The organism is Caulobacter sp. BE254 (genome assembly GCF_031457295.1).
Classification (GTDB): Bacteria; Pseudomonadota; Alphaproteobacteria; order Caulobacterales; family Caulobacteraceae; genus Caulobacter.
In genome coordinates this window covers 82,161-102,791 of record NZ_JAVDWJ010000007.1, presented here as the reverse complement: position 1 = coordinate 102,791, position 20,631 = coordinate 82,161, and the positions used below count along the sequence as shown (strand labels likewise).

Genomic DNA, 20,631 nt, shown 5'->3' with positions numbered 1-20,631 from the left:
CCATCTTCCTTCTACAGCCTCTCGTCCTCCAGCGCCTTGGTGGCGGTGTCGATCCGCGTCTGCAGCTCGCGCATGAACTCGCCGCGCTTGAGGCCGGCGGGGATGGGCGGCAGGTATTCGAAGACGATCGTGCCCGGCGGGCGCAGCCAGCCGCGCGGCCAGTGCACGCCGCAGTTCAGGGCCAGGGGCGTGACCGGCAGGTTCATCTCGCGATACAGCGCCGCGATGCCGGGCTTGTAGTCGCCGGGGACCCCAACTTCGCCGCGCGTGCCTTCCGGGAAGATCACGACCTGGCGGGTCTCCTTCATGCGGTCGACGGCGTCGCGCACCAGCTTCTTCAGCGCCGCCGAATGGCCGGCGCGGTCGACGACGATCATCCTGGCCTTCAGCCCGTGCCAGCCGAACAGCGGCACCATCAGCAGTTCCTTCTTCATCACGAAGCAGGCGTCGGGCAGCAGGGCGAACTGGCTGAAGACGTCGAACATCGACTGGTGCTTGGCCGCGACCAGGGCCGGGCCGGTGGGCCGGTACGGCTCGCCGCGCACCTCGACCTTGATGTCGGCCAGCCAGCGCAGGCCCCAGATCAGGCCCTTGGACCAGGTCGACAGCGACCAGGTGTTGGCGCGGCGCGGCAGGGGGTAGGTGACGATCATGCCGATCGCCCAGACCACCGACCACAGCCAGAAGAACAACTGGAACAGGAACGAACGCAGATAGATCAAGAGGATTCCTTCGCCGGTTTCGGGTCGGCCTTTTCCCGCGGACCCAGCTTGAGGAACGCCTCACGGCCCAGGATCGCCAGGTATTTGCAGTATTCCACGATCATCCGCCGGGCGCTCGTGCCGCCTTTCCACCAGCGGTGGGCGTTCAGGCTCTCGGTGACCACGGGGTAGGGGTGCAGGGTCACGTCGGGCATGGCCGCGTGCAGCTCCAGCATCGAGCGCGGCATGTGGTAGTCGGCGGTGACCACGATCAGGCTGTGATAGTCCTTGGCCTTGGCCCACTCGGCGCTTTCGCTGGCGTTGCCGATGGTGTCGGCGGCCGCGTAGCCCAGGTCGACACAGCAGTCGTAGATCGGCCGCACCGCCTTGGTCACGCCCAGCACGTCGTCGCGCGAGGCCTCGCGGTTGACGCCAGAGATCAGCAGGCGCTTGCCCTTGCCGGCTTCCAGCAGCTTGGTCGCCTGTTCCAGCCGCACGTTCGAGGCCCCGGTCAGCACCACCACCCCGTCGGCCACCGGCGGTTCCTGGGCCGGCGTGGACTGGTCCACGCGGCTGGTGAAGGCCAGCAGGCCCACGAACCAGACCATCACCAGGATCAGCAGCGCGGCGAAGCTCTTCACGGCATGCCTCTCAACAGGCGCAGGGACGCGGCGCGGGCCGCGATCCCGGCCACCAGCGCCGCCACCAGCGGGCAGGGCAGGGGCGCCAGGAGATCGATCCAGGCCAGCGGCAGGACCGGCGTCAGGCCCTGGCCGCCCCCCACGAGCCGCGCCGCCGCCCCGATCATGGCCGCGCCCGCCCCGCCCAGCAAGCCGGCGAAGAAGGCCATGCCGGCGAAGCGGTTCTGGAACAGATTGGCGATGAAGCCGTCCTCGGCTCCCGACAGGTGCAGCACCTCGACAATGTCATGGCGCGCGGTCAGGGCGGCGCGGGTGGCGAAGACGATCACGGCCGCCGCCGCCGTGGCGATCAGGCCGAAGACGCCGATGGCGGCCCAGCCGGCCAGGCGCGCCGCGCGTTCGATGTCCGCGATCCAGCGGCTGTGGTCGTCGACCACGGCGTCGACATTGGCGTCCTTGAGGGCCTTGTTCAGCGTGGCGGCCGTGGCGGGGGCCTTGGGGTCGAGGTCCAGAGTCACCAGGCGGGGCACGGGCAGGTCGGCGATCAGGGCCTCGCGGCCGATCCACGGCTCGAGCAGGGCTTCGGCCTTGTCCTTGGACAGGGCGCGGGCCTCGGTCACGCCCTTGACGCCCGACAGGGTCTCGGCGGCGCGGGCCGCGGCGCTGTCGGGGCTTTCGCTGGCGCGGGGGCGGACCACCACCGTGGCCGAGCCGGTCAGCTGGGCGGTCCAGCCGGTGGCCGCGCGAGTCGAGGCCAGGGCCGCCAGGGCGGTCAGGCAGGCCAGGAAACACAGCACCGCGACCACGAACACCAGCGAGCCGTCACGGGCGTCGCGCGGCGGCAGCAGTTGGCCGGGCTTCCAGCGGGCGACGGAGAAGGCGCTCATGCCTCGTCCTCCGCGTCGTCCTCGTCGTCATGGCCCGGGCCATAGCCCCGGTCCGACGACGCGTCGGCGACATCGACCAGGCGGCCGTTCTCCAGGTGCAGGGTCGGGCGGTTGGCGCGGGCGACCAGGTCCTCGTCGTGGGTGGCGATCAGCACCGTGGTGCCCAGGCGGTTCAGCTCGACGAACAATCGCAGCAGGCGCAGCGACATGGCCGGGTCGACATTGCCCGTCGGCTCGTCGGCCAGCAGCACGTCGGGACGGTCGACCACGGCGCGGGCGATGGCCAGGCGCTGCTTCTCGCCGCCCGACAGGGTGGCCGGCAGGGCGTGCATGCGCTCGCCCAGCCCCACCCACTGCAGCAACTCGGCCACGTCCTCGCGATAGCTGGCCGGCTTGCGGCCGGCGATGCGCAGCGGCAGGGCGGCGTTGTCGAACACCGGCAGGTGGTCCAGCAGGCGGAAGTCCTGGAACACCACCCCGATCCGGCGGCGCACGAACGGCAGGTCCTCGGGCCGGGTCAGGCTGATGTCGCGGCCGAACAGCTCGACGCGACCCCGTGACGCACGGTGAGCCAGATAGATCAGTTTCAGCAGCGAACTCTTGCCCGCGCCCGACGGGCCGGTGAGGAAATGGAAAGACCCTGGGCGTAGGGTGAACCTGAGATCGCTGAGCGTTTCCGGCCCCCGTCCGTACCGCATCGAGACACCCTCGAAGCGCACCACGGGGACGGCGCCGCCATCCTGGACGTCATCGGTGCGCAAGGGTGTGTCGCTGGGTCGTGTGGACATGGCTGGCAAAATCGGCGACCTCGTGTGTAGGAGCGGGGAGCGTCCGATTCGCGGCCATGATACTGACCTGTCCCGAGTGCGCCAGCCGCTATTTCGTCGATGACTCCAAGGTCGGCGCGGCTGGTCGTGTCGTGCGTTGCGCGGCCTGCGGGACGCGCTGGACGGCCCGCAACGAAGACGCCCTGGACCTGTTCGAGGAGCCCTCGGCCGCTGACCTGGCGGGCGAGCCGAACCTGACCGCGCTGGACGGCGCGTCCAACCCCGCCGACGATTCCGAGACGCCCGTCGACCAATTGCCGGGCGAGGAGCTGCCCAAGGTGTTCCGGGCCCGGGCCGACGCCGAGCGCCGCCTGAAGGAGGCCAAGACCACGGGCCTCGTCTGGGGCGGCATGGTCGCCGTGATGCTTCTGCTGCTGGGCGCGGCGTGGCTCAACAACATCAACGTCGCCAAGCTGTGGCCTGGCACGGCGGGGGCCTACGCGTTCATAAACCGTCCCGTGAACACCGTCGGCCTGGTGGTCGAGGACCTGAAGGCCGAGCCCTCGATGCAGGACGGCCACGCCGTGATCACCGTCACCGGCGTGCTGCGCAACATCACCGATCACGCCGTGACCACCCCGCCGCTGCGCGTGGCCCTGCTGAACAAGCACGAGAAGCGGGTGGCCGGAAAGCTGGCCGCCGCCGCCGATCCGCTGATCCCGCCCAGCCAGACCCGGCACTTCTCGGTGACCCTGCTGGACCCGCCGCGCACGGCCAACACCCTGGAGATCGGCTTCGCCCTGGAACCAGGCGCGGCCAGGCATGCGGGGCCGGCCGGCCATGTCGACAAGGTTTCCAACCCCGAGTCGCCGTCGCTGCGGGGCGTCCAGGACCAGCCAGCCGAGATCGCGGCCGGCGCGTCGCCGCCGATGGAAGACGCGCAAGACACTGGACAGGAGCCCCCGGGTCATGAGACCGGAGCGGTCGAACCGGCCCCGGCCGACCATCATTGACCCAGAAAACCTGACATGACTGATCGCTCCGCCCCCGAAGTTCTGATTTCCCAGGAAGAAATCGCCGAGCGGGTGGAAGCCCTGGCCAAGGCCATCGCCCCGCGCATCGACAACGACACCGTCGCCGTCTGCCTGCTGACCGGCGGCCTGTGGTTCGCCGCCGACCTGACGCGGGCCCTGTGGCGGGCCGGGCGCGACGTGCGTTTCGACGCCCTGTGGCTGGCTTCCTACCATGACGAGCGCAAGAGCTCGGGCCGCTGCGAGGTCCGCGCCGACCTGCAGCGCCCGCTGATCGGCCGCCGCGCCCTGGTGGTGGACGACGTGCTCGACACCGGCCTGTCGCTGGGCGAGGCGGCCCGCCTGGTCAAGGACGCCGGCGCCAGCGAAGTCCTGACCGCCGTCTTCGCCCGCAAGCCCTGGGACAAGCCGCGCATCGAGCCCGACTTCGTGGCCTGGGAAGCGCCGGCCCGCTACCTGGTCGGCTACGGCCTCGACGACGAGGGCAAGAGCCGCGGCCTGCCGTATATCGGGGCGCTAGACTAAGACCTTAGACCCTCCCCCTTTGGGGGAGGCGGCGCGAAGGCGCCGGTGGGGGGAGTAGACCCACCTCGGCAAACTCCCCCCTCCGTCGGCTGCGCCGACACCTCCCCCACAGGGGGAGGATCTCAGTTCCTCAAACCCAGTCCGGCGTCACGTCCCGCGCCAGCATCTCCTCATAGGACGGCCGCGCCCGGATCACCGCGAACCGGTCGCCGTCGACCAGCACCTCGGGGACCAGAGGTCGGGTGTTGTACTCGCTGGCCATGGCCGCGCCGTAGGCTCCGGCCGACATGAAGGCCACCAGCTCGCCCGCCGCCAGCGGCGGCAAAGCCCGCTCGCGTGTGAACGTGTCGCCGGTCTCGCAGATCGGGCCCACCACGTCGTAGGTTGTCTCGCCGGTCCGCGGGATCACCGGCCGGATGTCGTGGAAGGCGTCGTACATGGCCGGGCGGATCAGGTCGTTCATCGCCGCGTCGATGACCAGGAAGCGCTTGCCTTCCGGCCGCTCGTGGACGTGGATCACCTCGCTGACCAGCACCCCGGCGTTGGCGGCGATCACCCGACCCGGCTCGAAGGCCAGCTTCACCGGCAGGCCGTGGACCGCTTCGGCGACCATCACCGCGAACTCGGCCGGCGAGGGCGGTTCGGGCATGTCGAAATAGGGCACGCCCAGGCCGCCGCCCAGGTCCAGGCGCTCGACGTGCAGGCCCTCGCCCAGCAACTGCTCGACCAGGCCCCGCATCTTATCGAAGGCCTGGCGCATGGGCGTCAGGTCGGTGATCTGGCTGCCGATGTGGCAGGCCACGCCGATCGGCTCGAGGTGGGCGTGGTTGCTGGCATTGGCGTAGAGGCGGGCGGCCTCGGCGAACGACACCCCGAACTTATTCTCGGACTTGCCGGTGGCGATCTTGGCGTGGCCGCCGGCCGCGACGTCAGGATTGACCCGGAACGCGACCTTGGCCTTGACGTCCAGTTCGGCGGCGACGGCCGCGATCAGGTTCAGCTCGGGCTCGGACTCGACATTGATCTCGGCGACGCCGGCCCGCAGGGCGAAGGCGATCTCGCCGCGCTTCTTGCCCACGCCCGAGAACACGATCCGCTCGCCGGGGATGCCGGCCGCCAGGGCGCGGCGCACCTCGCCCTCCGACACCGTGTCGGCCCCGGCCCCGAGGTTGCCCAGCACCTTCAGCACCGCGACGTTGGAATTGGCCTTGACCGCATAGGCGACCAGCGGATCGACGATCCCGGCGGCGACCAGGGCGCCGTGGAACACCGTGAAGTGCCGCTCCAGGGTGGCGCGGGAATAGACATAGACCGGCGTGCCGACCTCGGCCGCGATGCGCGCCAGCGGGACGCCTTCGCAGGCGAGGCCCTCGGGGCCGTATTCGAAATGGTTCACTTCAGATGCTTTCTAGACGGCTGTTCGCCGATGCGCCTTGCGTCCTTCGAGGCTCGCCTGCGGCTCGCACCTCAGGATGAGGAATTCAGGAAAATGCCCCTCATCCTGAGGCGCCCGCGCAGCGGGCCTCGAAGGACGCACGGCGGTTCTCAGTTCCCCGTCGAACTGGGGAAGCCGGCGCCGGAGGGGCCGCCGAACGGGTCGTGGGTGCCGCCCAGCGGCGCGGCGCGGGTCGTGCGGTTGCTCGACGCCGGGTCCATGGTCTCCTGCGTGCCGTTGGCGCGGGCGGGCTGGTTGGCGGTGGCCGAGCCCTTGCGGCGTTCGGCCTCGTAGGCGGCCTTCTTCTGGGCGTTCCACAGCGGCGCGGGACGCTCCAGCTCGGCCTGCTTGCCGCAGGCCGACAGGCCGGCGCCCGACAAGGCCAGGGCGGCGAGGGTCAAGAGGGTGGCGGGGCGGATCATCCGAGCAGTTCCTTCCAACGCGCGATCTGGGCGCGAACCTGGGCGGGAGCGGTCCCGCCATAGCTGATGCGGCTGGCCGCCGAGGCGGCGGGCGTGAGCACGGTGTAGATTTCAGAAGTGATGCGCGGCTCGATCGCTTGCAAGTCGGCCAGCGCCAGTTCCGCCAGATCCACGCCCTTGCCCTCCGCCGCCTTCACGGCCGAGCCTGTCACGTGGTGGGCGTCGCGGAAAGGCATGTTCAGTTCGCGGACCAGCCAATCGGCCAGGTCCGTGGCGGTGGAGAAGCCCGCGCCGGCGGCGGCGGCCATCTTTTCGGTGTTCGGCGTCAGGTCCGACACCATGCCGGCCATGGCCAGCAGGCTCAGTTCCAGGGCGTCGAAGGCCTCGAAGGTCGGGACCTTGTCTTCCTGCATGTCCTTGGAATAGGCCAGCGGCAGGCCCTTCATCACCACGGTCAGGGTGGTCAGCGAGCCCAGGATCCGGCCGACCTTGGCGCGGATCAGCTCGGCGGCGTCGGGGTTCTTCTTCTGCGGCATGATCGAGCTGCCGGTGGTGAAGGCGTCGGTCAGCTTGATGAAGCCGAACATCGGCGTCGTCCACAGCACGATCTCCTCGGCCAGGCGCGACAGGTGGGTGGCGGCGATCGAGGCGGCCGACAGGGACTCCAGGGCGAAGTCGCGGGCCGAGACGCTGTCCAGCGAATTGGCGGTCGGGCGGTCGAAGCCCAGGCTGGCGGCGGTGGCGTGGCGGTCGATCGGGAAGGGCGAGCCGGCCAGGGCCGCGGCGCCCAGCGGGCACTCGTTCATCCGGGCGCGCGCGTCGCGGAAGCGGCTGGCGTCACGGCCGAACATCTCGACATAGGCCATCAGGTGGTGGCCGAAGGTCACCGGCTGGGCCGGCTGCAGGTGGGTGAAGCCCGGCATCAGGGCGTCGGCGTAAGCCTCGGCCTGAGCCACCAGCGCCTTTTGCAAAGCTTCCAGCTGGACTGCGGAACGGTCGCAGGCCTCGCGCACCCACAGGCGGAAGTCGACGGCCACCTGGTCGTTGCGCGAGCGGGCGGTGTGCAGCCGGCCGGCCGTCGGGCCGATCAGCTCGCGCAGCCGCGCCTCGATGTTCATGTGGATGTCTTCGTACTCGTCGCGGAACGGGAAGGCTCCGGCGACGATCTCGCCCTCGACGGCGTCCAGCCCCTTGAGGATTTCCTCGCCGTCTTCCCTTGCAATCACGCCTTGGCTGATCAACATCCGCGCATGGGCGCGGGAGCCCGCCAAGTCCTGCGCCCACAGGCGCTTGTCGAAGCCGATGCTGACATTGATCGCCTGCATCAGCTCCGCCGGCTTGGCCGAGAACCTGCCGCCCCACATGGCTTGGCCCTGGCCGTTCGCGGCGGGCTTATCAGAGGCGTTGTCGGTCATATGAGCGAATTCCAGTCGGACAGGGAAGAAGCCGCGCGCAAGCTCGGCCCGCTGAAGTGGGTGATCGGCGCCGTTCTGCTGATCGGCGTCGCGGCGGTTCTATACGTCATCGCTCAGGCTTCGTTCAAACCCGCAGGCGCCGTTGACCTCAAGGAATTCAAGAAAGCGTCCTTAGAGAAGCTGGACGTGCCGTCCCAGCCGCGCGCCGCGCCGGCCACGGTGTTCGCCGACGGGGCCGGAAAGGCGCTGACCCTGGCCGATTTCAAGGGCCAGGTGGTGGTGATGAACCTGTGGGCCACCTGGTGCGCGCCCTGCAAGAAGGAGATGCCCACCCTGGCCAAGCTGCAGGCGTCCTACGCGACCCAGCCGCTGAAGGTGCTGCCGATCAGCGTCGACAAGGACGTCGACCTGAACCTGGTTCAAGCCGAGATGGCCGCCAACGCGCCGCTGCAGGTCTATCGCGACAAGGACTACAAGATGTCGTTCGACCTGGAGCCCCGCGCCGCCGGCTATCCGACCACGGTCATCTACGACAAGCAGGGGCGCGAGCGGGCGCGGATGTCGGGCGAGGCCGACTGGTCCAGCCCGGAGGCCCGCGCCCTGGTCGAGGCCCTGCTGCGCGAGCATTGACGCCCCCGGCTGAAAAGAAACGGGACGCACGCTTAAGGATATCGCCGTTTTTTGAATTGACCCCTCAACGACCGCGTGTCCACTCTGGCCTGCAATCCTGGATTTGGGCTGCCAACGCTACCCGGACGACTGAGATTGTTACCCGCCCGCTTGTCCGGGCATTGGCTCGGCATCTCTAGGAGACACGCCATGGCGACCGGCGTAGTGAAATGGTTCAACGGCACCAAGGGCTTCGGCTTTATCCAGCCCGATGACGGCGGCAAGGACGTGTTCGTCCACATCAGCGCCGTCGAACGCGCGGGCCTGCGCGGCTTGGACGAAGGCCAAAAGGTCAGCTTCGACACCGCCGAGGAACGCGGCAAGATCGCAGCGAACAATCTCAAGCCACTCTAGGTTCGGGAACGACCCGCGAACTCGGGCGATTTCGCTCGATGCGCGAATTTGATGGGCGCCGGTTCCAACGAACCGGCGCCCATCTGCTATGGAAGACCCATGACCGTCGATCCCCGCCTTCTCGAAATCGTCGCCGACCGCGCCTGGCCGGCGCGCCAGAGCGGGGCGCTGGGCGGCTGGCGGCTGAACGCCTCGGACGGCTGGTCGCTGCGGATCAACGCCTGCTGGCCGCTGGGCGAGCCCGACCGGCCGATCGACGAGGCCATCGACGCGGCCGAGGCCTTCTACGCCGCCCGAGGGCTGCCCGCCCGTTTCAAGCTGTCGGACGGGGCGGTGGTTCCGGCCAACCTGTCCGAGCACCTGCGGGCCCGCGGCTACCGGCCCACCCATGGCACCGTGGTGATGGTGGGCGAGGCCTCGGGCGTGATCGCGGGCGCGGCTGACGCGGCCGTCACCCTGTCCGACGCGCCGGACCCGGCCTTCGAGGCGGTGCTGACCGCCAGCGCCGCCGGCAACGCCGCCGACGCCCGCGAGCGCCTGGACGCCCTGGGCCGCATCCCCGCGCCGGCCCGCTTCGCGCGGCTGGAGGTCGACGGCGCGGTCGCGGCCCTGGGCGCGACGGCGGTCGACGGCGAATGGGCCGGGATCTTCGGCATGCGCACCCTGCCGGGCCACCGCCGCAAGGGCCTGGCCCGCCGGATCCTGGCGGCCCTACTGCACGAGGCCCGGGACCTGGGCGCTCGCCGGGCCTATCTCCAGGTCGAGGCCGACAACGCCCCGGCCATCGGGCTCTACAGCGGCCTGGGGTTCGTGCCGGCCTATGGATATCGCTACTGGGCGGTGGAGGACTAAGCGGCCGAGGTCATGTCCCGCGCCGGGCCCGTGTCGACGCGCTGGCGAAGGGACGGCTTCAGGGCGACGAGGGCCTCGACCACAGGGGTGATCAGCCCGCCGGTGACGCCATGGGGCTCCAGGGCGGGCGCCCCGAACTTCAGGTTCTTCGGCCGCTCGCGGTCCGGCGTGTGCAGGGTTCCGAACACCTTGTCCCAGATCGTCAGGAAGCTGCCGAAATTCTTGCCGAAATGGCGAGGGTCGGCGGAATGGTGGATCTGGTGGTGGGCCGGGCTGACGAACAGGCGCCCCAGGCCGCCGCCGAAGGTCATCCAGGCGTGCGAATGCTGGAGATTCACCAGCGCCAGGAAGAAGACGACCATGATCGCGTTCTGGCCGAAGATCATCATGACGTGCGGCCCGGGGCCGAAGACGTAGAGCGCCACGCCATTGGTCGTCCCCACGGTGACCGCCAGGATGTTGTGGAACTTCAGGCTCTCCAACGGATGCACCCGGAAGACCGTCAGTGGCGTCAGGACTTCGGCGGTGTGGTGGACCTTGTGGATCGCCCAGAAGGCCGGGACCTTGTGGCTGAGATAGTGATCGATCCAGTAGCCCAGCTCATAGGCGAGATAGCCGGCGACCGTGCCGACCGCCACGATGATCAGGGCGGGGGTTTCACTCAGCGGCGCGGCGCCCAGGAACCGGCGCAGGGTCTCTCCGACGACGAGGCTGATCTTGGAGCCGGACCATAGGCCGCCGGCCAGGATGATCCCCGTCACCCAGAAATTCAGAAGCAGGAAGCCGAGGTCGGCCTTCGTGGAAGGATGGCGCCAGATCGACTTGGGAAACAGCAGGCGCGCGAGCAGCGCCAGGGACGTGCGCCGTCCCCTGGCCCGTCGCCGCCCGACGAGGTGCGCGGCCGCGATGGCCAGGGCGCTCAGCAGCGCCACAAGCGAGAAGCTCGAGCCCAGCGACAGGAGGGTCGTCGCGACCGGCGCCAGCAATCTCGCGCCAATGGTCGGCAGATCCGACAGATTCACCGCGCCAGAGATCATTCGGCCGCCTCCCGATCACCAGCCTCCTGGCTATCGGAGCCGCGTGAATTTGGCTTTAACGCCCGCTCTCCGGTGACGTCCGGGTCAGTCCAGATCGAACACGAACCGGTCGTGCTCGGGGTGCAGGCAGCTCTGGTCGATCGGCGCGGTCGGGTCGGCCAGGAAGCCGCGGATCATCTTGCGGGCGCAGGCGCTGCCGCGCGAGACGCCGTGGGTGGTGTTGGGGATGATGCTCAGCTGGCCCTTGGGGAAGCGGCCGACGGCGGCCTTGGCCACGGCGGGCGGGCAGCCGGGGTCGATCTCGGCGGCCAGGAACAGGGTCGGGATCGGGCTGCTGACCGGCTGGGCCTCGACGGGATCGGGCGCGCCGACCGGATAGGCCTGGCAGACCTGGAACAGGCGATCGAACGACCGCTCGGCCAGACGGCTGATCGGGTCGCGCTGGGCGCCCTTGCGGGTCGCCTCCCGGCTCTCGAACGGCAGTTCCTCCTTGCACAGGTGGGTGAAGAACTGGGCCTCGCGATAGCCCGCCCCGGCCCGGGCGCCATCCAGGGCCGACAGGTCGCCGGCCGCGAACTTGGCCGCCGTGGCGGGCAGGGCGCGGGCGTCGGGGCCGCTATAGGCGGCGTCCATCAGGAAGCCGCCCAGCAGGTCGGCGGTGTAGGTCTGGCCGTTCTGGACCACGGGGCCCGCCAGCAGCTTGGCCGCCACGCCGTCCAGGTCGGCGCCCGGATGCGGATATCTGGCGTTGCAGGCGGCGTCCTCGGCGCAGCGCTTGAAGATTACCTTGACCGCGTCCGAAATCATCTCCGGCCCGCCCTGCGCCCACTTGGCCTCCGGCGTCCAGGGCGAGTCGAGCACCACGGCCCGCACGCCGGACGGGTCGTGCTTGACGACGGCCAGGGCGATGCGGGTGCCGTACGAGACGCCGAACAGGTCGACCTGCTTGAGGCCCAGGGTCTTGCGCAGGTCCTGGATGTCCTCGACCACCTCCTCGGCGTTGTAGCGCGACAGGTCGACGCCGGAGGCCTTCAGGCGCTGGCCGCAGGCGATCAGCTGCTGGGCGGCCGCGTCGCTCAGCGGACCGGCGTCGTTCAGGGCCGCCTCGCCGCAGTCGAGGATCGGCGAGGCCACCCCGCCGCCGCGCTGGTCGAAATAGATCCAGTCCTGGTCGATGGCGATCAGTTCGCGGCCCGAGACGCCGCGCAGGCTGCGGCCGAGGTTCTCGACCACCCCGCCGCCGGGACCGCCGTGCAGGAAGATCACCGGGACCGCGCCGGGCTTGGGCGCGCTGGCCTTGACGATGGTCACCGGCAGGGCGACGCGTCGCGTGCTCGGCCCGCCCCGGGTCTCGTCGACGACCAGGGTCCCGCACTGGATCTTGTTGGCCACCCCCGAATAGTCGCCGGCGCACGGGCCGGGCGTGAACTTGGGCTCGGCGGCCTGGGCGCTGGTGGCAGGAACGCCGGCGGCCAGGGCCAGGGCGAGGGCGGCCAGCGGGCCGAACAGGGCGGCGCCCCGGATCATCTTGCGCATGTGAGTCCCGTGGTGCTGAGGCTGGCAGTGAGCATGGCGGCGGGAGCGGGGCAAGGGTGGCGGCGTTGTGGTTCGAAGGACGGCATGGCATCTGGCCTGGATGAGCGACAGCCTTCCCGACGACGTCTCCCTGTCGATGTACGCCATCGGCGAACCCCGCAACAACGACCTGCGCGTGGTGGTCGTGGAGGCCAAACCGGCGAGCGAACCGGTCCAGGGGGTGCTGGGCCTGGCGACCCCGATCAGGCCCGACGAGACCTGTCGCGCCTACGAGATCGTCTGGAGCGGCTATGTCGCCTACAACGTGCGGAACGAAAGCTATTTTCGGGCCGAGCCCGGCGAAGCGCTGGGCGGTCCGCCCCTGGCCGTGAGGACCGCCTCGGCCTACCTCGCCCATGTCCGCGCCTCGACCTTCGCCACCGACGACTATCCGGGCGTTCTCACCCATTGGCGGCTGTATCTGGAGTGGCATTGCCTCGACGTCGTCGGCGTCGATCCGCCGGAAATCCGCTTGATGACCGCCGACGAGACCGCCGCGATCCTGGCCGAGATCGGCTAGGGGCGGACCAATCCAGGCCTCGTCGCGTCGGCTGTCGCATCTGGGATTGGCTGGACGAAAGCTGTCATCCCGGACAAGCCCGGCGCGAGCCGGGCGCAGATCCGCAGGCGCTGCGTTCACGCCCTGGTCCCGGATCTTCGCGCTCGTCCGGGATGACAACCTGTTTGGGTCATAGGCGATAGCCCTGACGCGCCGGCGGAGCCCTGCACAGTGGAAAGTGTCAGATCAACAAGTTTACAAAACAAACTAGTTGATGCATGGTCCGCCCATCGCAACGGAGCCCGGCCATGCACGCGCCTCTCAAATCGATCGAAACGTCCGCGCAGACGGGCGCCCCGGCGGACGCCTCGGCCCGCAACGCGCCGATCGGCGCCGTGCGCGCCTTCCTGACCCTGCTGGTCGTCGCCCATCACGCGATGCTGACCTATCACCCGTACGCGCCGGCCCCGAAGGCCTTCGCGGCCCCGCCGATCCTGTGGACCGCCTTTCCGGTCGTGGACCCGCAGCGGTTCGGCGGCTTCAGCCTGCTGACCCTGGTCAACGACCTGTTCTTCATGTCGCTGATGTTCCTGGTCTCGGGCCTGTTCGTCGCCGGCGGCCTGAGGGCCAAGGGCGCGGGCGGGTTCCTGAAGGGGCGGGCGCTGCGGTTGGGCGTTCCGTTCGTGGTTGGGGCGGGGCTGCTGGCGCCGCTGGCCTACTATCCCGCATGGCTGCAGTCGGGCGGCGCGCCGTCGCTGGCCGCCTATGCGAAGGCCTGGACCCACCTGCCGTTCTGGCCCAGCGGCCCGGCCTGGTTCCTGTGGGTGCTGCTGGCCTTCGCCGCGGTCGCCGCGACGCTGGACCGCCTGTTTCCGGCCCTGATCCCGGCGCTGGGCCGCTGGACCCAGGGCGCCGCCCGGCGACCCGGCCGCGCCTTCCTGGTCCTGCTCGCCGCCAGCGCCCTGGCCTATGTCCCCCTGAACATGGCGCTGCCCTTCGGCCACTGGACGATGGTGGGACCGTTCCTGGTCCAGACCGGCCGTATCGGCCACTACCTCGTCTATTTCCTGGCCGGCCTGGCGTTCGGGGCGGCGGGCGTAGGCCAGGGCCTGACCGATCCGCACGGGGCGCTGGCCCGCCGCTGGTGGGCCTGGCAGATCCCGCCCGCGCCGGCGGTGGTCGCGGCGGTGGCCATCTTCATCCTCGCCTTCTCGCCCAACCCGCCGCCAAAGTCGGTGCTGGACGTGGCCGGCGGCCTGGCCTTTGTCATCGCTTGCGCCAGCCTGTCGTTCGCGGTGCTGGCGGTGTTCCTGCGCTTCATCCGCAAGACCGGTCCGATCGGCGCCAGCCTGCAGGCCAACGCCTACGGGATCTACCTGACCCACTACGTCTTCACCGCCTGGCTCTCGTGGCTGCTGCTGCCCCAGGCCTGGGGCGGGCTGGCCAAGGGGCTGGTGGTGATCGGCGGGGCGGTGGCGCTCAGCTGGCTGACGACCACGGCGCTGCGCCGCACGCCGCTGTTGGGCCGAATCCTGTGACCGGCCATGATGCGACATTGAAGGGGGCCTTGCCCATGAACGACGAGATCAAGTCGGTCCAGGACGACCTGGCGTTCCTGCGGACCATCGCCGAGGGCCGGTCGGGCGGCGGGATGGGCGTCGCCGGCGGCGCGCTCTACGGCTCGGCCGGGGTGCTCTACGGGATCCAGTGCCTGAGCTACTACCTCCAGGAGGTCGGGGTCGTCCACCTGTCGCCCACCGCCAACCTCGTCATGGCCTGGGCGCCGACCTTGATCTTCCTGGTGCTGATGACGATCGTGATCATCATCGACCGCAAGCGTCCGGCGGTCGGGGTGACCAACCGAGCGGTCAATTCCGCCTTCGCGGGCGCGGGGATCGCCAACCTGGCCCTGATCCTGGTCTTCGCCAGCGCCGCCCAGCGCCACCACGACTTCCACTACTGGCTGTTCCATCCGGCCGTGGTCTTCGTGCTGCAGGGCGCGGTCTGGTACGTGATCTTCATGCTGCGCAGGCGGTGGTGGACGGCGCTGGTGGCCTCCGGCTGGCTGGTCTCGGGCGTGGCGCTGGGCATGCTGATCGAGCGCGCGGACCTGTATCTGCTGATCGCCGCCGCCAGCCTCTTGCTGCTGATGGCGGTCCCGGGCTTCGGGATGATGCGCCAGGCCCTGCGGGCCCCCCGGGCCCCTGCGGCCTGAGGCGGGCGTGACCGGCAAGTTCGACATCAGCGGATTGGACGACGTCATCCACGGCCGGGTGCGGCTGGGGATCGTCGCCTATCTGGCCAGCGCCGAGGTGGCCGACTTCACCGAGCTGAAGGCCCTGCTGGAGGTGACCCAGGGCAACCTGTCGGTCCACCTGCGCAAGCTGGAGGACGCCGGCTATGTGGCGATCGACAAGAGCTTCGTGGGCCGCAAGCCCCTGACCCGCGTACGCCTGACCGATGCCGGCCGGGAAGCGTTCGGAGCCTATCTGCGGGCGATGGCGCGGCTGGTGGAGCAGGCGAAGAGCTGATCCGTCCTGGGTGGCGGCGGATCTTGGCCGTCACGGGCCGATGACGAAAACCGACGCCAGCGAGGCCTCGATGTCCTGTGTCGAACCCGCCAGGACCTGTTCGAGTTGCCGAGCGCCTTCCAGGATGGCGAGCAGGGCGACGGCGGTGCTCCTTCGGCTCCCGGGATCGGCAACAGCGAGCCTGGCTTCGATCCAGCCGATCCACTGGATGATCGAGCGCTGGGCTATGCCCCGGAATGGCTCTTCTCCGCGTCCTCCGCGCGCGCACAGGTCGCTCCAGACACTCATCACCGGCGCCATGGCTTCGGCCCGGACCGCCGGCAGGAGGGCGGCCAGCAGCGCGGCGGGCGGCAAGGGGGCGGCGGGCGACTCCTGCTCCAAGCGCGCGGCCAGCCTGGCGGACACCGCCTCCAGGGAGGCGGAGACCAGATCGGCCTTGTCCTCGAAATAGTACAGCAACATGCGATCGCTGGTGCCGAGTTCGGCCGCCAGGTCGCGGAGCGCGATCTGCGCCACGCCGTGGTCGAGCAGGCGATCGGCGATGCGCCGGACGAGATCCTGTCGCTTCGAAAGGCGGGCCGTGGTCATTGACAACATGTAGCAGATGCTACAATCCTGTCTATGTAGCAGGTGCTACAGGGAGCAGATAATGCTGCGTCACCAACAGATCTTGCGGCTGATCAGCCTTGGCCTAGCCCTCTGGGCGGCGGCCACGCTCTACATCCGCCTGCTGCCCAGCGCCTTGCTGGATCCCGTGCAAGGCGCGATCGGCTTTGCGAGCAGCCTGCCCATGGCCTGGATCAGCGTCTGGCTGGTGAGGCGCGTGGGGGTGCTCGAGCGCCAGGAGGTCCCGCTCGGCGTCGCCGTCGTCGGCGCGGTCGCCATGATGATCGACGGAGTCGCCCTGCGCTGGCGCCCCGATCTCTATGGCTCCGATCCCCTGGCCGTTCGGCTGGGGGCCGCCTGGCTTCTATGGGGCTACGGTCTGAGCCTCGGCGTCGCCTATCTGATGGCCGGGCCGCGGCGGAGTCCGACGAAGCCTTGAGCGGCTATCCCCCAGCCAAGCCCATCTCCGCCCGCAATTGTTCCGGCGTCACGCCCGCCGCCCGCAGCTCCCGCAGGGTCTGGGCCCGGTCGCGCTTGGCGTAGCGTTTGCCGTCGGGGCCGACCAGCAGGCGGTGGTGGCGGTAGGTCGGGGTCGGCAGGTCCAGCAGGGCCTGCAGCAGGCGTTGGATGTGGGCGGCCTCGAACAGATCCTGGCCGCGGATCACGTGGGTGATCCCCTGCAGGCCGTCGTCCAGCACGACCGCCAGGTGATAGGCCACCCCGACATCCTTGCGGGCCAGGACGATGTCGCCGGCGGTTTCGGGACGGGCCTGGATGCAGCCGGTCTCGCCGTCGGGCCCGGCGCCCTCCTCGACGAAGCCCAGGCGATCGAAACCGCCCAGCGCGCGGCGGGCCGCGTCCAGCGACAGGCGCCAGGCGAAGGCCTCGCCCCGCTCCAGCCGCGCGGCCTCCTCGTCCGCCGGCAAGGGGCTGCCGACGAAGGGTTTGGCCGGCTCATGCGGCGCCCGGCCGATGTCCAGCTCCTTGCGGGTGCGGAAGCAGCGATAGACCAGCCCCTTGTCGCGCAAGACGTCGATGGCCCGGTGATAGTCGGCCAGGTGCTCGGATTGGCGGCGCACGGGCCGTTCCCAGGCCAGGCCCAGCCAGGCCAGGTCCTCCAGGATCGAGGCCTCGAACTCGGGCCGGCTGCGGGTGGCGTCGATGTCCTCGATCCGCAGCACGAACCGGCCCTCAGCCGCCTGGGCGGCGTCGAAGGCGGTCAGGGCCGAGAAGGCGTGGCCGCGATGCAGATGGCCGGTCGGCGAGGGCGCGAAGCGGGTGGCGAACACGTTCTCCTCACCCGTAGCGAAGCGTGCGGGGGAGGTGGCGCGATGCGGATACGCATCGTGGCGGAGGGGGCGCAGGCCGCCGCCGGACGCCCCCTCCGTCACGCCGCTGCGCGTCGCGCCACCTCCCCCGTTTCACGGGTGAGGAGAAGGCGGCGTCGCTCATCGGAGTCAGGCCTGATCGAGCTTTGCGAACATGCCCAGGTGTTCGAACACGCCGCGCAGGAAGGCTTCCTCGCCGCCCAGGGCTTCCTTCAGCGGGGCGAACTGCTTGAAGCTGATCATCTCGGCCAGGCCATGGCCGGCGCACCAGGCGGCGATGGTCGCCAGCTCCAGGTCGATCGGCGAGGCCGTGCCGCCGCTGCGCTCGTCGATGGTGTTGCGCACCTGGCAGTAGGCGCCTTCTTCCTTCATCTGCTCGGGCAGGGCGTCCTTGTCGCGCGAGCAGTCGTACATCACCCGGTAGAGGGCGGGGTTGTCGCGCGCGAACCGGACATAGGCCACGCCCAGGCTGGTCATCCGGTCCTTGCCGTCGGCCGCCTTCCGGCGCGCCTCGGTCAGGGCCGCGTCGAGGGCGGCCCAGCCCTCGTGGGCGACGGCGTCCAGCAACTCGCCCTTGTCCTTGAAGTGGTGGTAAGGCGCGGCCGGACTGACGCCCGCTTCCCGCGCCACCGCCCGCAGCGAAAGCGCCGCCGGACCGTCGGTCTCGAGGATGCGGCGAGCGGCCTCGACCAGGGCGCGGCTGAGGTCGCCGTGGTGGTAGGGGCGGGCGTCTGTGGTCGCGGTCTGTGTCATCTCGGACACTGTAACCGTTCCTGTTCAAAAATCTATCCTAACGGCGTCAAGATTATCTTGACGCCGTTCAGATTGGTGTTATCTAAGCATTGTCCAGATCGAAACCGATCGGGCCGGGGGCGGTCGTCCAAATCGCCGCGCCCGCAACAAACTCAAGGATGTGTGTGATGACCAATAGCTTCTTCGCCTTCGAAACCGTTCTCGACCGCATGGCCGTGGGCTTCTTCCTGGCCGCCGCCGTCGGCGTCGCGGGCGCCCTGATCGGCATCGGCTTCTAGGCCCCTGGCAGCTTTTGTGGCCGACGGGACTTGCGGATCGCTCCGCCGTCCCGCCGACACAATCGCCGCCGAACCGCTCCGCCGAAGTGTTCGAAGCCGCCCGCGCTTTTTCGCCGGCGGCTTTTGCATGTCCTGATCCAGATCTTGATCCAGGGGGGCCACGCGCCTAGGTCGGATGCTCCCGAGGCGGAACGTCCCGCGCCGGGCCGGATTTTCCAGACATGACCTTTTCGCCCTCCATCGCCGAGACGCGCGCCGAGATGCGCCGATGAGCGTGGCCTTCACCAAGGAAGGCGACAGCGAGGCGTTCGCCGCCGACCTGCTGGACCGCCCGATCTCGCCGCATCCGAACCTGGTGACGCCCGAGGGCCTGGCCCGGATCGAGGCGGCCCTGGCCCAGGCCCGCGCCGCCTACGGCGCCGCCCAGGCCGGCGGCGACGTCGCCCAGGACCGCACGGCCATGGCCCGCGCCACCCGCGACCTGCGCTACTGGTCGGCCCGCCGGGCCAGCGCCCAACTGCGCGAACGCGATCCGACCGTCCACGACGTGCAGTTCGGCGGGACCGTCACCTTCGACCGCGAGGACGGCCGTCGCCAGACCTTCCGCATCGTCGGCGAGGACGAGGCCGACCCGGCCCAGGGTTCGGTGTCCTATGTCTCGCCGGTGGCCCGCGCCCTGCTGGGCAAGGGCGTGGGGGACACGGCCATGGTGGCCGGCGGCGAGGTCGATATCGTCGCGATCTCGGCGGACTGAAATCGCGTCGCCAAGCGCAGCGATGTCTTGGTTCTGTCGCCGAGTTGGCTCATCCTTTCCAGGCGTTCGGGAATGAATGGCGATTCCTGAGAATGCGTAGGAAGGAGGCCCGTCTTCAGTCCGACCGCGTACCCGCTTCATAGGAGCCCCTCCGGCTCCCAAAGTCGTTGGAGCCCATCCGGCTCCGGGGGGAGGCCCTGATGCAGGTGCTGTCCCGCCCACCGTCCGGCATGCCGGCGCTCGTGCTCAACGCCGACTACCGGCCCCTGAGCTATTACCCGCTGTCCCTCTGGCCCTGGCAGGAGGTGATCAAGGCGGTGTTCCTGGAACGTGTCGACGTGGTCTCGACCTACGACCACGTGGTGCATTCGCCCTCGTTCGAGATGAAGCTGCCCAGCGTGGTGTCGCTGAAGCAGTACGTGCCGCAGGATCGCCCGCCGGCCTTCACCCGCTTCAACCTGTTCCTGCGCGACGGGTTCAGCTGCCAGTACTGCGGCTCGCCGGACGAGCTGACCTTCGACCATGTGATCCCCCGCTCGCGCGGCGGTCGCACCACCTGGGAGAACATCGTCACCGCCTGTGCGCCCTGCAACCTGCACAAGGGCGGCCGCACGCCGCGCGAGGCGGGCATGCATCCGTTCCACACCGCCCGCCGGCCCAGCATGCACGAACTGCAGGACCGCGGCCGCCGGTTCCCGCCGGGACACCTGCACGCCAGCTGGCTGGACTACCTGTACTGGGACATCGAGCTGGAGGCGTAGGGCCAATCGACATTCGACGCGGTGCGTGGTCCTCGTCCTTCGACAAGCTCAGGATGAGGACCATTTACAGGCCCCGGCAGTAGAAAACCTCATCCTGAGCTTGTCGAAGGACGAGGTTTTCGGCCCTGGGGGAGCTGGATTCGATCCACCAGAGGACGCCGAGTCGCGAAAATGTCCAGGAAACAATGGCTTCCGGCTCCGCTTGCATCGACTCGCGGCCAGGCGGACCCAAGGGACAGGGGGCTCTCCACGGGAGGGTTCGATGCATGCCAGTCCTTCGGCGTCCGCCGGTCCGACGCTTCACGAGCGGGGTCGGGCGCTGTTCGTCAAGCGGCGGCTGCGGTGGCTGATGGCCGCCGCGGCGGTGGCTAATCTGGTGCTCTGGACGCTGGTGTTCGGGCTGTCGAGCGCAACCTAGGCCCCGCTTCAAGGGTTCTCTACCCGACGCCTCCGGGCGAAAAATCGGGAGAGACCCCCATGATCTTTGGCCACAAAAAAGAAGAAGACGGCCGCCATTTCACCCACGGCACCAGCGCCTCGACGGCCGACATGGCCAGCGAGGGCAAGGTGCGGCGCGAGGACAAGCATTTCGACGCCCCACATTCTCGCGAGGCCGAAAACCCGCTGGCCGAGGGTGAAAAGCACGATCAGCTGGCCGAGAAGGTCGAGTGCTCGGAAAGCCGCCAGGAAGCCCTGCTGGACGAGGGCCTGGAGGAAAGCTTCCCGGGCAGCGACCCGGTCAGCGTCAAGCGCATTACCTAGAACAAGCCACGCGATAGGATCGCGCGGCTTGTTCTAGATTTTTGTTTT

26 protein-coding genes and 1 pseudogene are annotated in these 20,631 nt (G+C 69.5%); 15 read left to right on the top strand and 12 right to left on the bottom strand.

What is annotated here, in order from left to right; all coding sequences use genetic code 11:
* Positions 1-11: 11 nt before the first annotated feature.
* The 4 genes from J2X41_RS14300 to ftsE are packed head-to-tail and all read right to left on the bottom strand — an operon-like array spanning position 12 to position 3,017.
* Positions 12-722: a lysophospholipid acyltransferase family protein gene (locus J2X41_RS14300; protein ID WP_310082664.1), complete on the bottom strand. Its 711-nt coding sequence runs from the start codon at positions 720-722 to the stop codon at positions 12-14.
* Complete coding sequence (locus J2X41_RS14295; protein ID WP_310082663.1) at positions 719-1,342, bottom strand: YdcF family protein; 624 nt, start codon at positions 1,340-1,342, stop codon at positions 719-721. Before J2X41_RS14295 ends, J2X41_RS14300 begins: the two co-directional genes overlap by 4 nt.
* Positions 1,339-2,229, bottom strand: coding sequence for an ABC transporter permease (locus tag J2X41_RS14290; protein ID WP_310082662.1), 891 nt, complete (start codon positions 2,227-2,229; stop codon positions 1,339-1,341). Before J2X41_RS14290 ends, J2X41_RS14295 begins: the two co-directional genes overlap by 4 nt.
* Positions 2,226-3,017, bottom strand: a complete 792-nt coding sequence (gene ftsE / locus J2X41_RS14285; protein ID WP_310082661.1) for a cell division ATP-binding protein FtsE — start codon at positions 3,015-3,017, stop codon at positions 2,226-2,228. Before ftsE ends, J2X41_RS14290 begins: the two co-directional genes overlap by 4 nt.
* 56 nt (positions 3,018-3,073) lie before the next feature.
* Between ftsE and J2X41_RS14280 the strand changes: the two genes are divergently transcribed.
* Together J2X41_RS14280 and J2X41_RS14275 are read left to right on the top strand one after the other, a co-directional pair.
* Positions 3,074-4,009 carry an MJ0042-type zinc finger domain-containing protein gene (locus tag J2X41_RS14280; protein WP_310082660.1) on the top strand — a complete coding sequence of 312 codons (936 nt, stop codon included), beginning with the start codon at positions 3,074-3,076 and terminating at the stop codon, positions 4,007-4,009.
* A 15-nt stretch (positions 4,010-4,024) separates the two neighbouring features.
* On the top strand, positions 4,025-4,552 hold the full coding sequence (locus tag J2X41_RS14275) for a phosphoribosyltransferase family protein (protein ID WP_310082658.1): 528 nt from the start codon (positions 4,025-4,027) through the stop codon (positions 4,550-4,552).
* A gap of 130 nt (positions 4,553-4,682) precedes the next feature.
* On the opposite strand, the gene lysA is transcribed toward J2X41_RS14275, so the two are convergent.
* Complete coding sequence (gene lysA / locus J2X41_RS14270; protein WP_310082657.1) at positions 4,683-5,948, bottom strand: diaminopimelate decarboxylase; 1,266 nt, start codon at positions 5,946-5,948, stop codon at positions 4,683-4,685.
* 30 nt (positions 5,949-5,978) lie between these two features.
* Between lysA and J2X41_RS14265 the strand changes: the two are divergent.
* A pseudogene (locus J2X41_RS14265) lies at positions 5,979-6,094 on the top strand (hypothetical protein); the annotation flags it as partial.
* Between the two features lie 3 nt (positions 6,095-6,097).
* Here J2X41_RS14265 and J2X41_RS14260 read toward each other — a convergent pair.
* Both J2X41_RS14260 and argH read right to left on the bottom strand, forming a co-directional pair.
* The gene (locus tag J2X41_RS14260) at positions 6,098-6,409 is read right to left on the bottom strand and encodes a hypothetical protein (RefSeq protein ID WP_310082656.1); all 312 of its coding nucleotides are present in this window, start codon (positions 6,407-6,409) and stop codon (positions 6,098-6,100) included.
* Positions 6,406-7,824, bottom strand: a complete 1,419-nt coding sequence (argH, locus tag J2X41_RS14255) for an argininosuccinate lyase (RefSeq protein WP_310082655.1) — start codon at positions 7,822-7,824, stop codon at positions 6,406-6,408. Before argH ends, J2X41_RS14260 begins: the two co-directional genes overlap by 4 nt.
* Between argH and J2X41_RS14250 the strand changes: the two genes are divergently transcribed.
* From J2X41_RS14250 to J2X41_RS14240, 3 genes are all read left to right on the top strand, one after another.
* Positions 7,825-8,454: a TlpA disulfide reductase family protein gene (locus J2X41_RS14250; RefSeq protein ID WP_310082654.1), complete on the top strand. Its 630-nt coding sequence runs from the start codon at positions 7,825-7,827 to the stop codon at positions 8,452-8,454.
* Positions 8,455-8,643: 189 nt separating this feature from the next.
* Positions 8,644-8,847: a cold-shock protein gene (locus J2X41_RS14245; protein WP_012287235.1), complete on the top strand. Its 204-nt coding sequence runs from the start codon at positions 8,644-8,646 to the stop codon at positions 8,845-8,847.
* 99 nt (positions 8,848-8,946) lie between these two features.
* Entirely contained in the window at positions 8,947-9,699 is a 753-nt protein-coding gene (locus tag J2X41_RS14240) for a GNAT family N-acetyltransferase (RefSeq protein ID WP_310082652.1), read from the top strand.
* On the opposite strand, the gene J2X41_RS14235 is transcribed toward J2X41_RS14240, so the two are convergent.
* Positions 9,696-10,736, bottom strand: a complete 1,041-nt coding sequence (locus tag J2X41_RS14235; RefSeq protein WP_310082651.1) for a sterol desaturase family protein — start codon at positions 10,734-10,736, stop codon at positions 9,696-9,698. The genes J2X41_RS14240 and J2X41_RS14235 overlap by 4 nt on opposite strands.
* Positions 10,737-10,820: 84 nt before the next feature.
* The gene (locus tag J2X41_RS14230) at positions 10,821-12,272 is read right to left on the bottom strand and encodes an alpha/beta hydrolase (protein ID WP_310082650.1); all 1,452 of its coding nucleotides are present in this window, start codon (positions 12,270-12,272) and stop codon (positions 10,821-10,823) included.
* A 100-nt stretch (positions 12,273-12,372) separates the two neighbouring features.
* On the opposite strand from J2X41_RS14230, the gene J2X41_RS14225 reads away from it, so the two are divergent.
* The 4 genes from J2X41_RS14225 to J2X41_RS14210 all read left to right on the top strand — a co-directional run bounded on the left by J2X41_RS14225 (position 12,373) and on the right by J2X41_RS14210 (position 15,341).
* A complete protein-coding gene (locus J2X41_RS14225) occupies positions 12,373-12,831 on the top strand; it encodes a hypothetical protein (protein ID WP_310082648.1) in 459 nt (152 codons plus the stop codon).
* 287 nt (positions 12,832-13,118) lie between these two features.
* Entirely contained in the window at positions 13,119-14,348 is a 1,230-nt protein-coding gene (locus tag J2X41_RS14220) for an acyltransferase (RefSeq protein ID WP_310082646.1), read from the top strand.
* Between the two features lie 35 nt (positions 14,349-14,383).
* On the top strand, positions 14,384-15,025 hold the full coding sequence (locus J2X41_RS14215; RefSeq protein WP_310082644.1) for a hypothetical protein: 642 nt from the start codon (positions 14,384-14,386) through the stop codon (positions 15,023-15,025).
* Between the two features lie 7 nt (positions 15,026-15,032).
* Positions 15,033-15,341, top strand: coding sequence for a transcriptional regulator (locus J2X41_RS14210; RefSeq protein ID WP_310082642.1), 309 nt, complete (start codon positions 15,033-15,035; stop codon positions 15,339-15,341).
* Positions 15,342-15,371: 30 nt separating this feature from the next.
* On the opposite strand, the gene J2X41_RS14205 is transcribed toward J2X41_RS14210, so the two are convergent.
* Positions 15,372-15,929 (bottom strand): TetR family transcriptional regulator, encoded by a 558-nt coding sequence (locus J2X41_RS14205; protein ID WP_310082641.1) that lies wholly within the window; start codon positions 15,927-15,929, stop codon positions 15,372-15,374.
* Positions 15,930-15,990: 61 nt separating this feature from the next.
* Between J2X41_RS14205 and J2X41_RS14200 the strand changes: the two genes are divergently transcribed.
* The gene (locus J2X41_RS14200; RefSeq protein ID WP_310082639.1) at positions 15,991-16,386 is read left to right on the top strand and encodes a hypothetical protein; all 396 of its coding nucleotides are present in this window, start codon (positions 15,991-15,993) and stop codon (positions 16,384-16,386) included.
* A gap of 4 nt (positions 16,387-16,390) precedes the next feature.
* Here J2X41_RS14200 and gluQRS read toward each other — a convergent pair whose 3' ends face one another.
* Complete coding sequence (gene gluQRS, locus J2X41_RS14195; protein ID WP_310082638.1) at positions 16,391-17,236, bottom strand: tRNA glutamyl-Q(34) synthetase GluQRS; 846 nt, start codon at positions 17,234-17,236, stop codon at positions 16,391-16,393.
* A 168-nt stretch (positions 17,237-17,404) separates the two neighbouring features.
* A complete protein-coding gene (locus tag J2X41_RS14190) occupies positions 17,405-18,028 on the bottom strand; it encodes a TetR/AcrR family transcriptional regulator (protein WP_310082865.1) in 624 nt (207 codons plus the stop codon).
* A 546-nt stretch (positions 18,029-18,574) separates the two neighbouring features.
* Between J2X41_RS14190 and greA the strand changes: the two genes are divergently transcribed.
* The 4 genes from greA to J2X41_RS14165 all read left to right on the top strand — a co-directional run bounded on the left by greA (position 18,575) and on the right by J2X41_RS14165 (position 20,583).
* Entirely contained in the window at positions 18,575-19,060 is a 486-nt protein-coding gene (gene greA, locus J2X41_RS14180) for a transcription elongation factor GreA (protein ID WP_310082633.1), read from the top strand.
* Positions 19,061-19,257: 197 nt separating this feature from the next.
* Positions 19,258-19,821 (top strand): HNH endonuclease, encoded by a 564-nt coding sequence (locus tag J2X41_RS14175; RefSeq protein ID WP_089930049.1) that lies wholly within the window; start codon positions 19,258-19,260, stop codon positions 19,819-19,821.
* A 262-nt stretch (positions 19,822-20,083) separates the two neighbouring features.
* Positions 20,084-20,239, top strand: a complete 156-nt coding sequence (locus tag J2X41_RS14170; protein WP_310082631.1) for a hypothetical protein — start codon at positions 20,084-20,086, stop codon at positions 20,237-20,239.
* Between the two features lie 59 nt (positions 20,240-20,298).
* On the top strand, positions 20,299-20,583 hold the full coding sequence (locus J2X41_RS14165; protein WP_310082629.1) for a hypothetical protein: 285 nt from the start codon (positions 20,299-20,301) through the stop codon (positions 20,581-20,583).
* Positions 20,584-20,631 lie beyond the last annotated feature (48 nt).

Bases quoted from the DNA above. Each gene is read 5' to 3' on its own strand.
- J2X41_RS14230 (WP_310082650.1), bottom strand. From the start codon at position 12,272: ATGCGCAAGATGATCCGGGGCGCCGCCCTGTTCGGCCCGCTGGCCGCC.
- J2X41_RS14235 (WP_310082651.1), bottom strand. From the start codon at position 10,736: ATGATCTCTGGCGCGGTGAATCTGTCGGATCTGCCGACCATTGGCGCG.
- J2X41_RS14225 (WP_310082648.1), top strand. From the start codon at position 12,373: ATGAGCGACAGCCTTCCCGACGACGTCTCCCTGTCGATGTACGCCATC.
- J2X41_RS14290 (WP_310082662.1), bottom strand. From the start codon at position 2,229: ATGAGCGCCTTCTCCGTCGCCCGCTGGAAGCCCGGCCAACTGCTGCCG.
- argH (WP_310082655.1), bottom strand. From the start codon at position 7,824: ATGACCGACAACGCCTCTGATAAGCCCGCCGCGAACGGCCAGGGCCAA.
- J2X41_RS14215 (WP_310082644.1), top strand. From the start codon at position 14,384: ATGAACGACGAGATCAAGTCGGTCCAGGACGACCTGGCGTTCCTGCGG.
- J2X41_RS14205 (WP_310082641.1), bottom strand. From the start codon at position 15,929: ATGACCACGGCCCGCCTTTCGAAGCGACAGGATCTCGTCCGGCGCATC.
- ftsE (WP_310082661.1), bottom strand. From the start codon at position 3,017: ATGTCCACACGACCCAGCGACACACCCTTGCGCACCGATGACGTCCAG.
- J2X41_RS14170 (WP_310082631.1), top strand. From the start codon at position 20,084: ATGCATGCCAGTCCTTCGGCGTCCGCCGGTCCGACGCTTCACGAGCGG.
- J2X41_RS14280 (WP_310082660.1), top strand. From the start codon at position 3,074: ATGATACTGACCTGTCCCGAGTGCGCCAGCCGCTATTTCGTCGATGAC.
- J2X41_RS14250 (WP_310082654.1), top strand. From the start codon at position 7,825: ATGAGCGAATTCCAGTCGGACAGGGAAGAAGCCGCGCGCAAGCTCGGC.
- J2X41_RS14240 (WP_310082652.1), top strand. From the start codon at position 8,947: ATGACCGTCGATCCCCGCCTTCTCGAAATCGTCGCCGACCGCGCCTGG.
- J2X41_RS14165 (WP_310082629.1), top strand. From the start codon at position 20,299: ATGATCTTTGGCCACAAAAAAGAAGAAGACGGCCGCCATTTCACCCAC.
- J2X41_RS14260 (WP_310082656.1), bottom strand. From the start codon at position 6,409: ATGATCCGCCCCGCCACCCTCTTGACCCTCGCCGCCCTGGCCTTGTCG.
- greA (WP_310082633.1), top strand. From the start codon at position 18,575: ATGAGCGTGGCCTTCACCAAGGAAGGCGACAGCGAGGCGTTCGCCGCC.
- J2X41_RS14245 (WP_012287235.1), top strand. From the start codon at position 8,644: ATGGCGACCGGCGTAGTGAAATGGTTCAACGGCACCAAGGGCTTCGGC.
- J2X41_RS14190 (WP_310082865.1), bottom strand. From the start codon at position 18,028: ATGACACAGACCGCGACCACAGACGCCCGCCCCTACCACCACGGCGAC.
- J2X41_RS14275 (WP_310082658.1), top strand. From the start codon at position 4,025: ATGACTGATCGCTCCGCCCCCGAAGTTCTGATTTCCCAGGAAGAAATC.
- J2X41_RS14220 (WP_310082646.1), top strand. From the start codon at position 13,119: ATGCACGCGCCTCTCAAATCGATCGAAACGTCCGCGCAGACGGGCGCC.
- J2X41_RS14200 (WP_310082639.1), top strand. From the start codon at position 15,991: ATGCTGCGTCACCAACAGATCTTGCGGCTGATCAGCCTTGGCCTAGCC.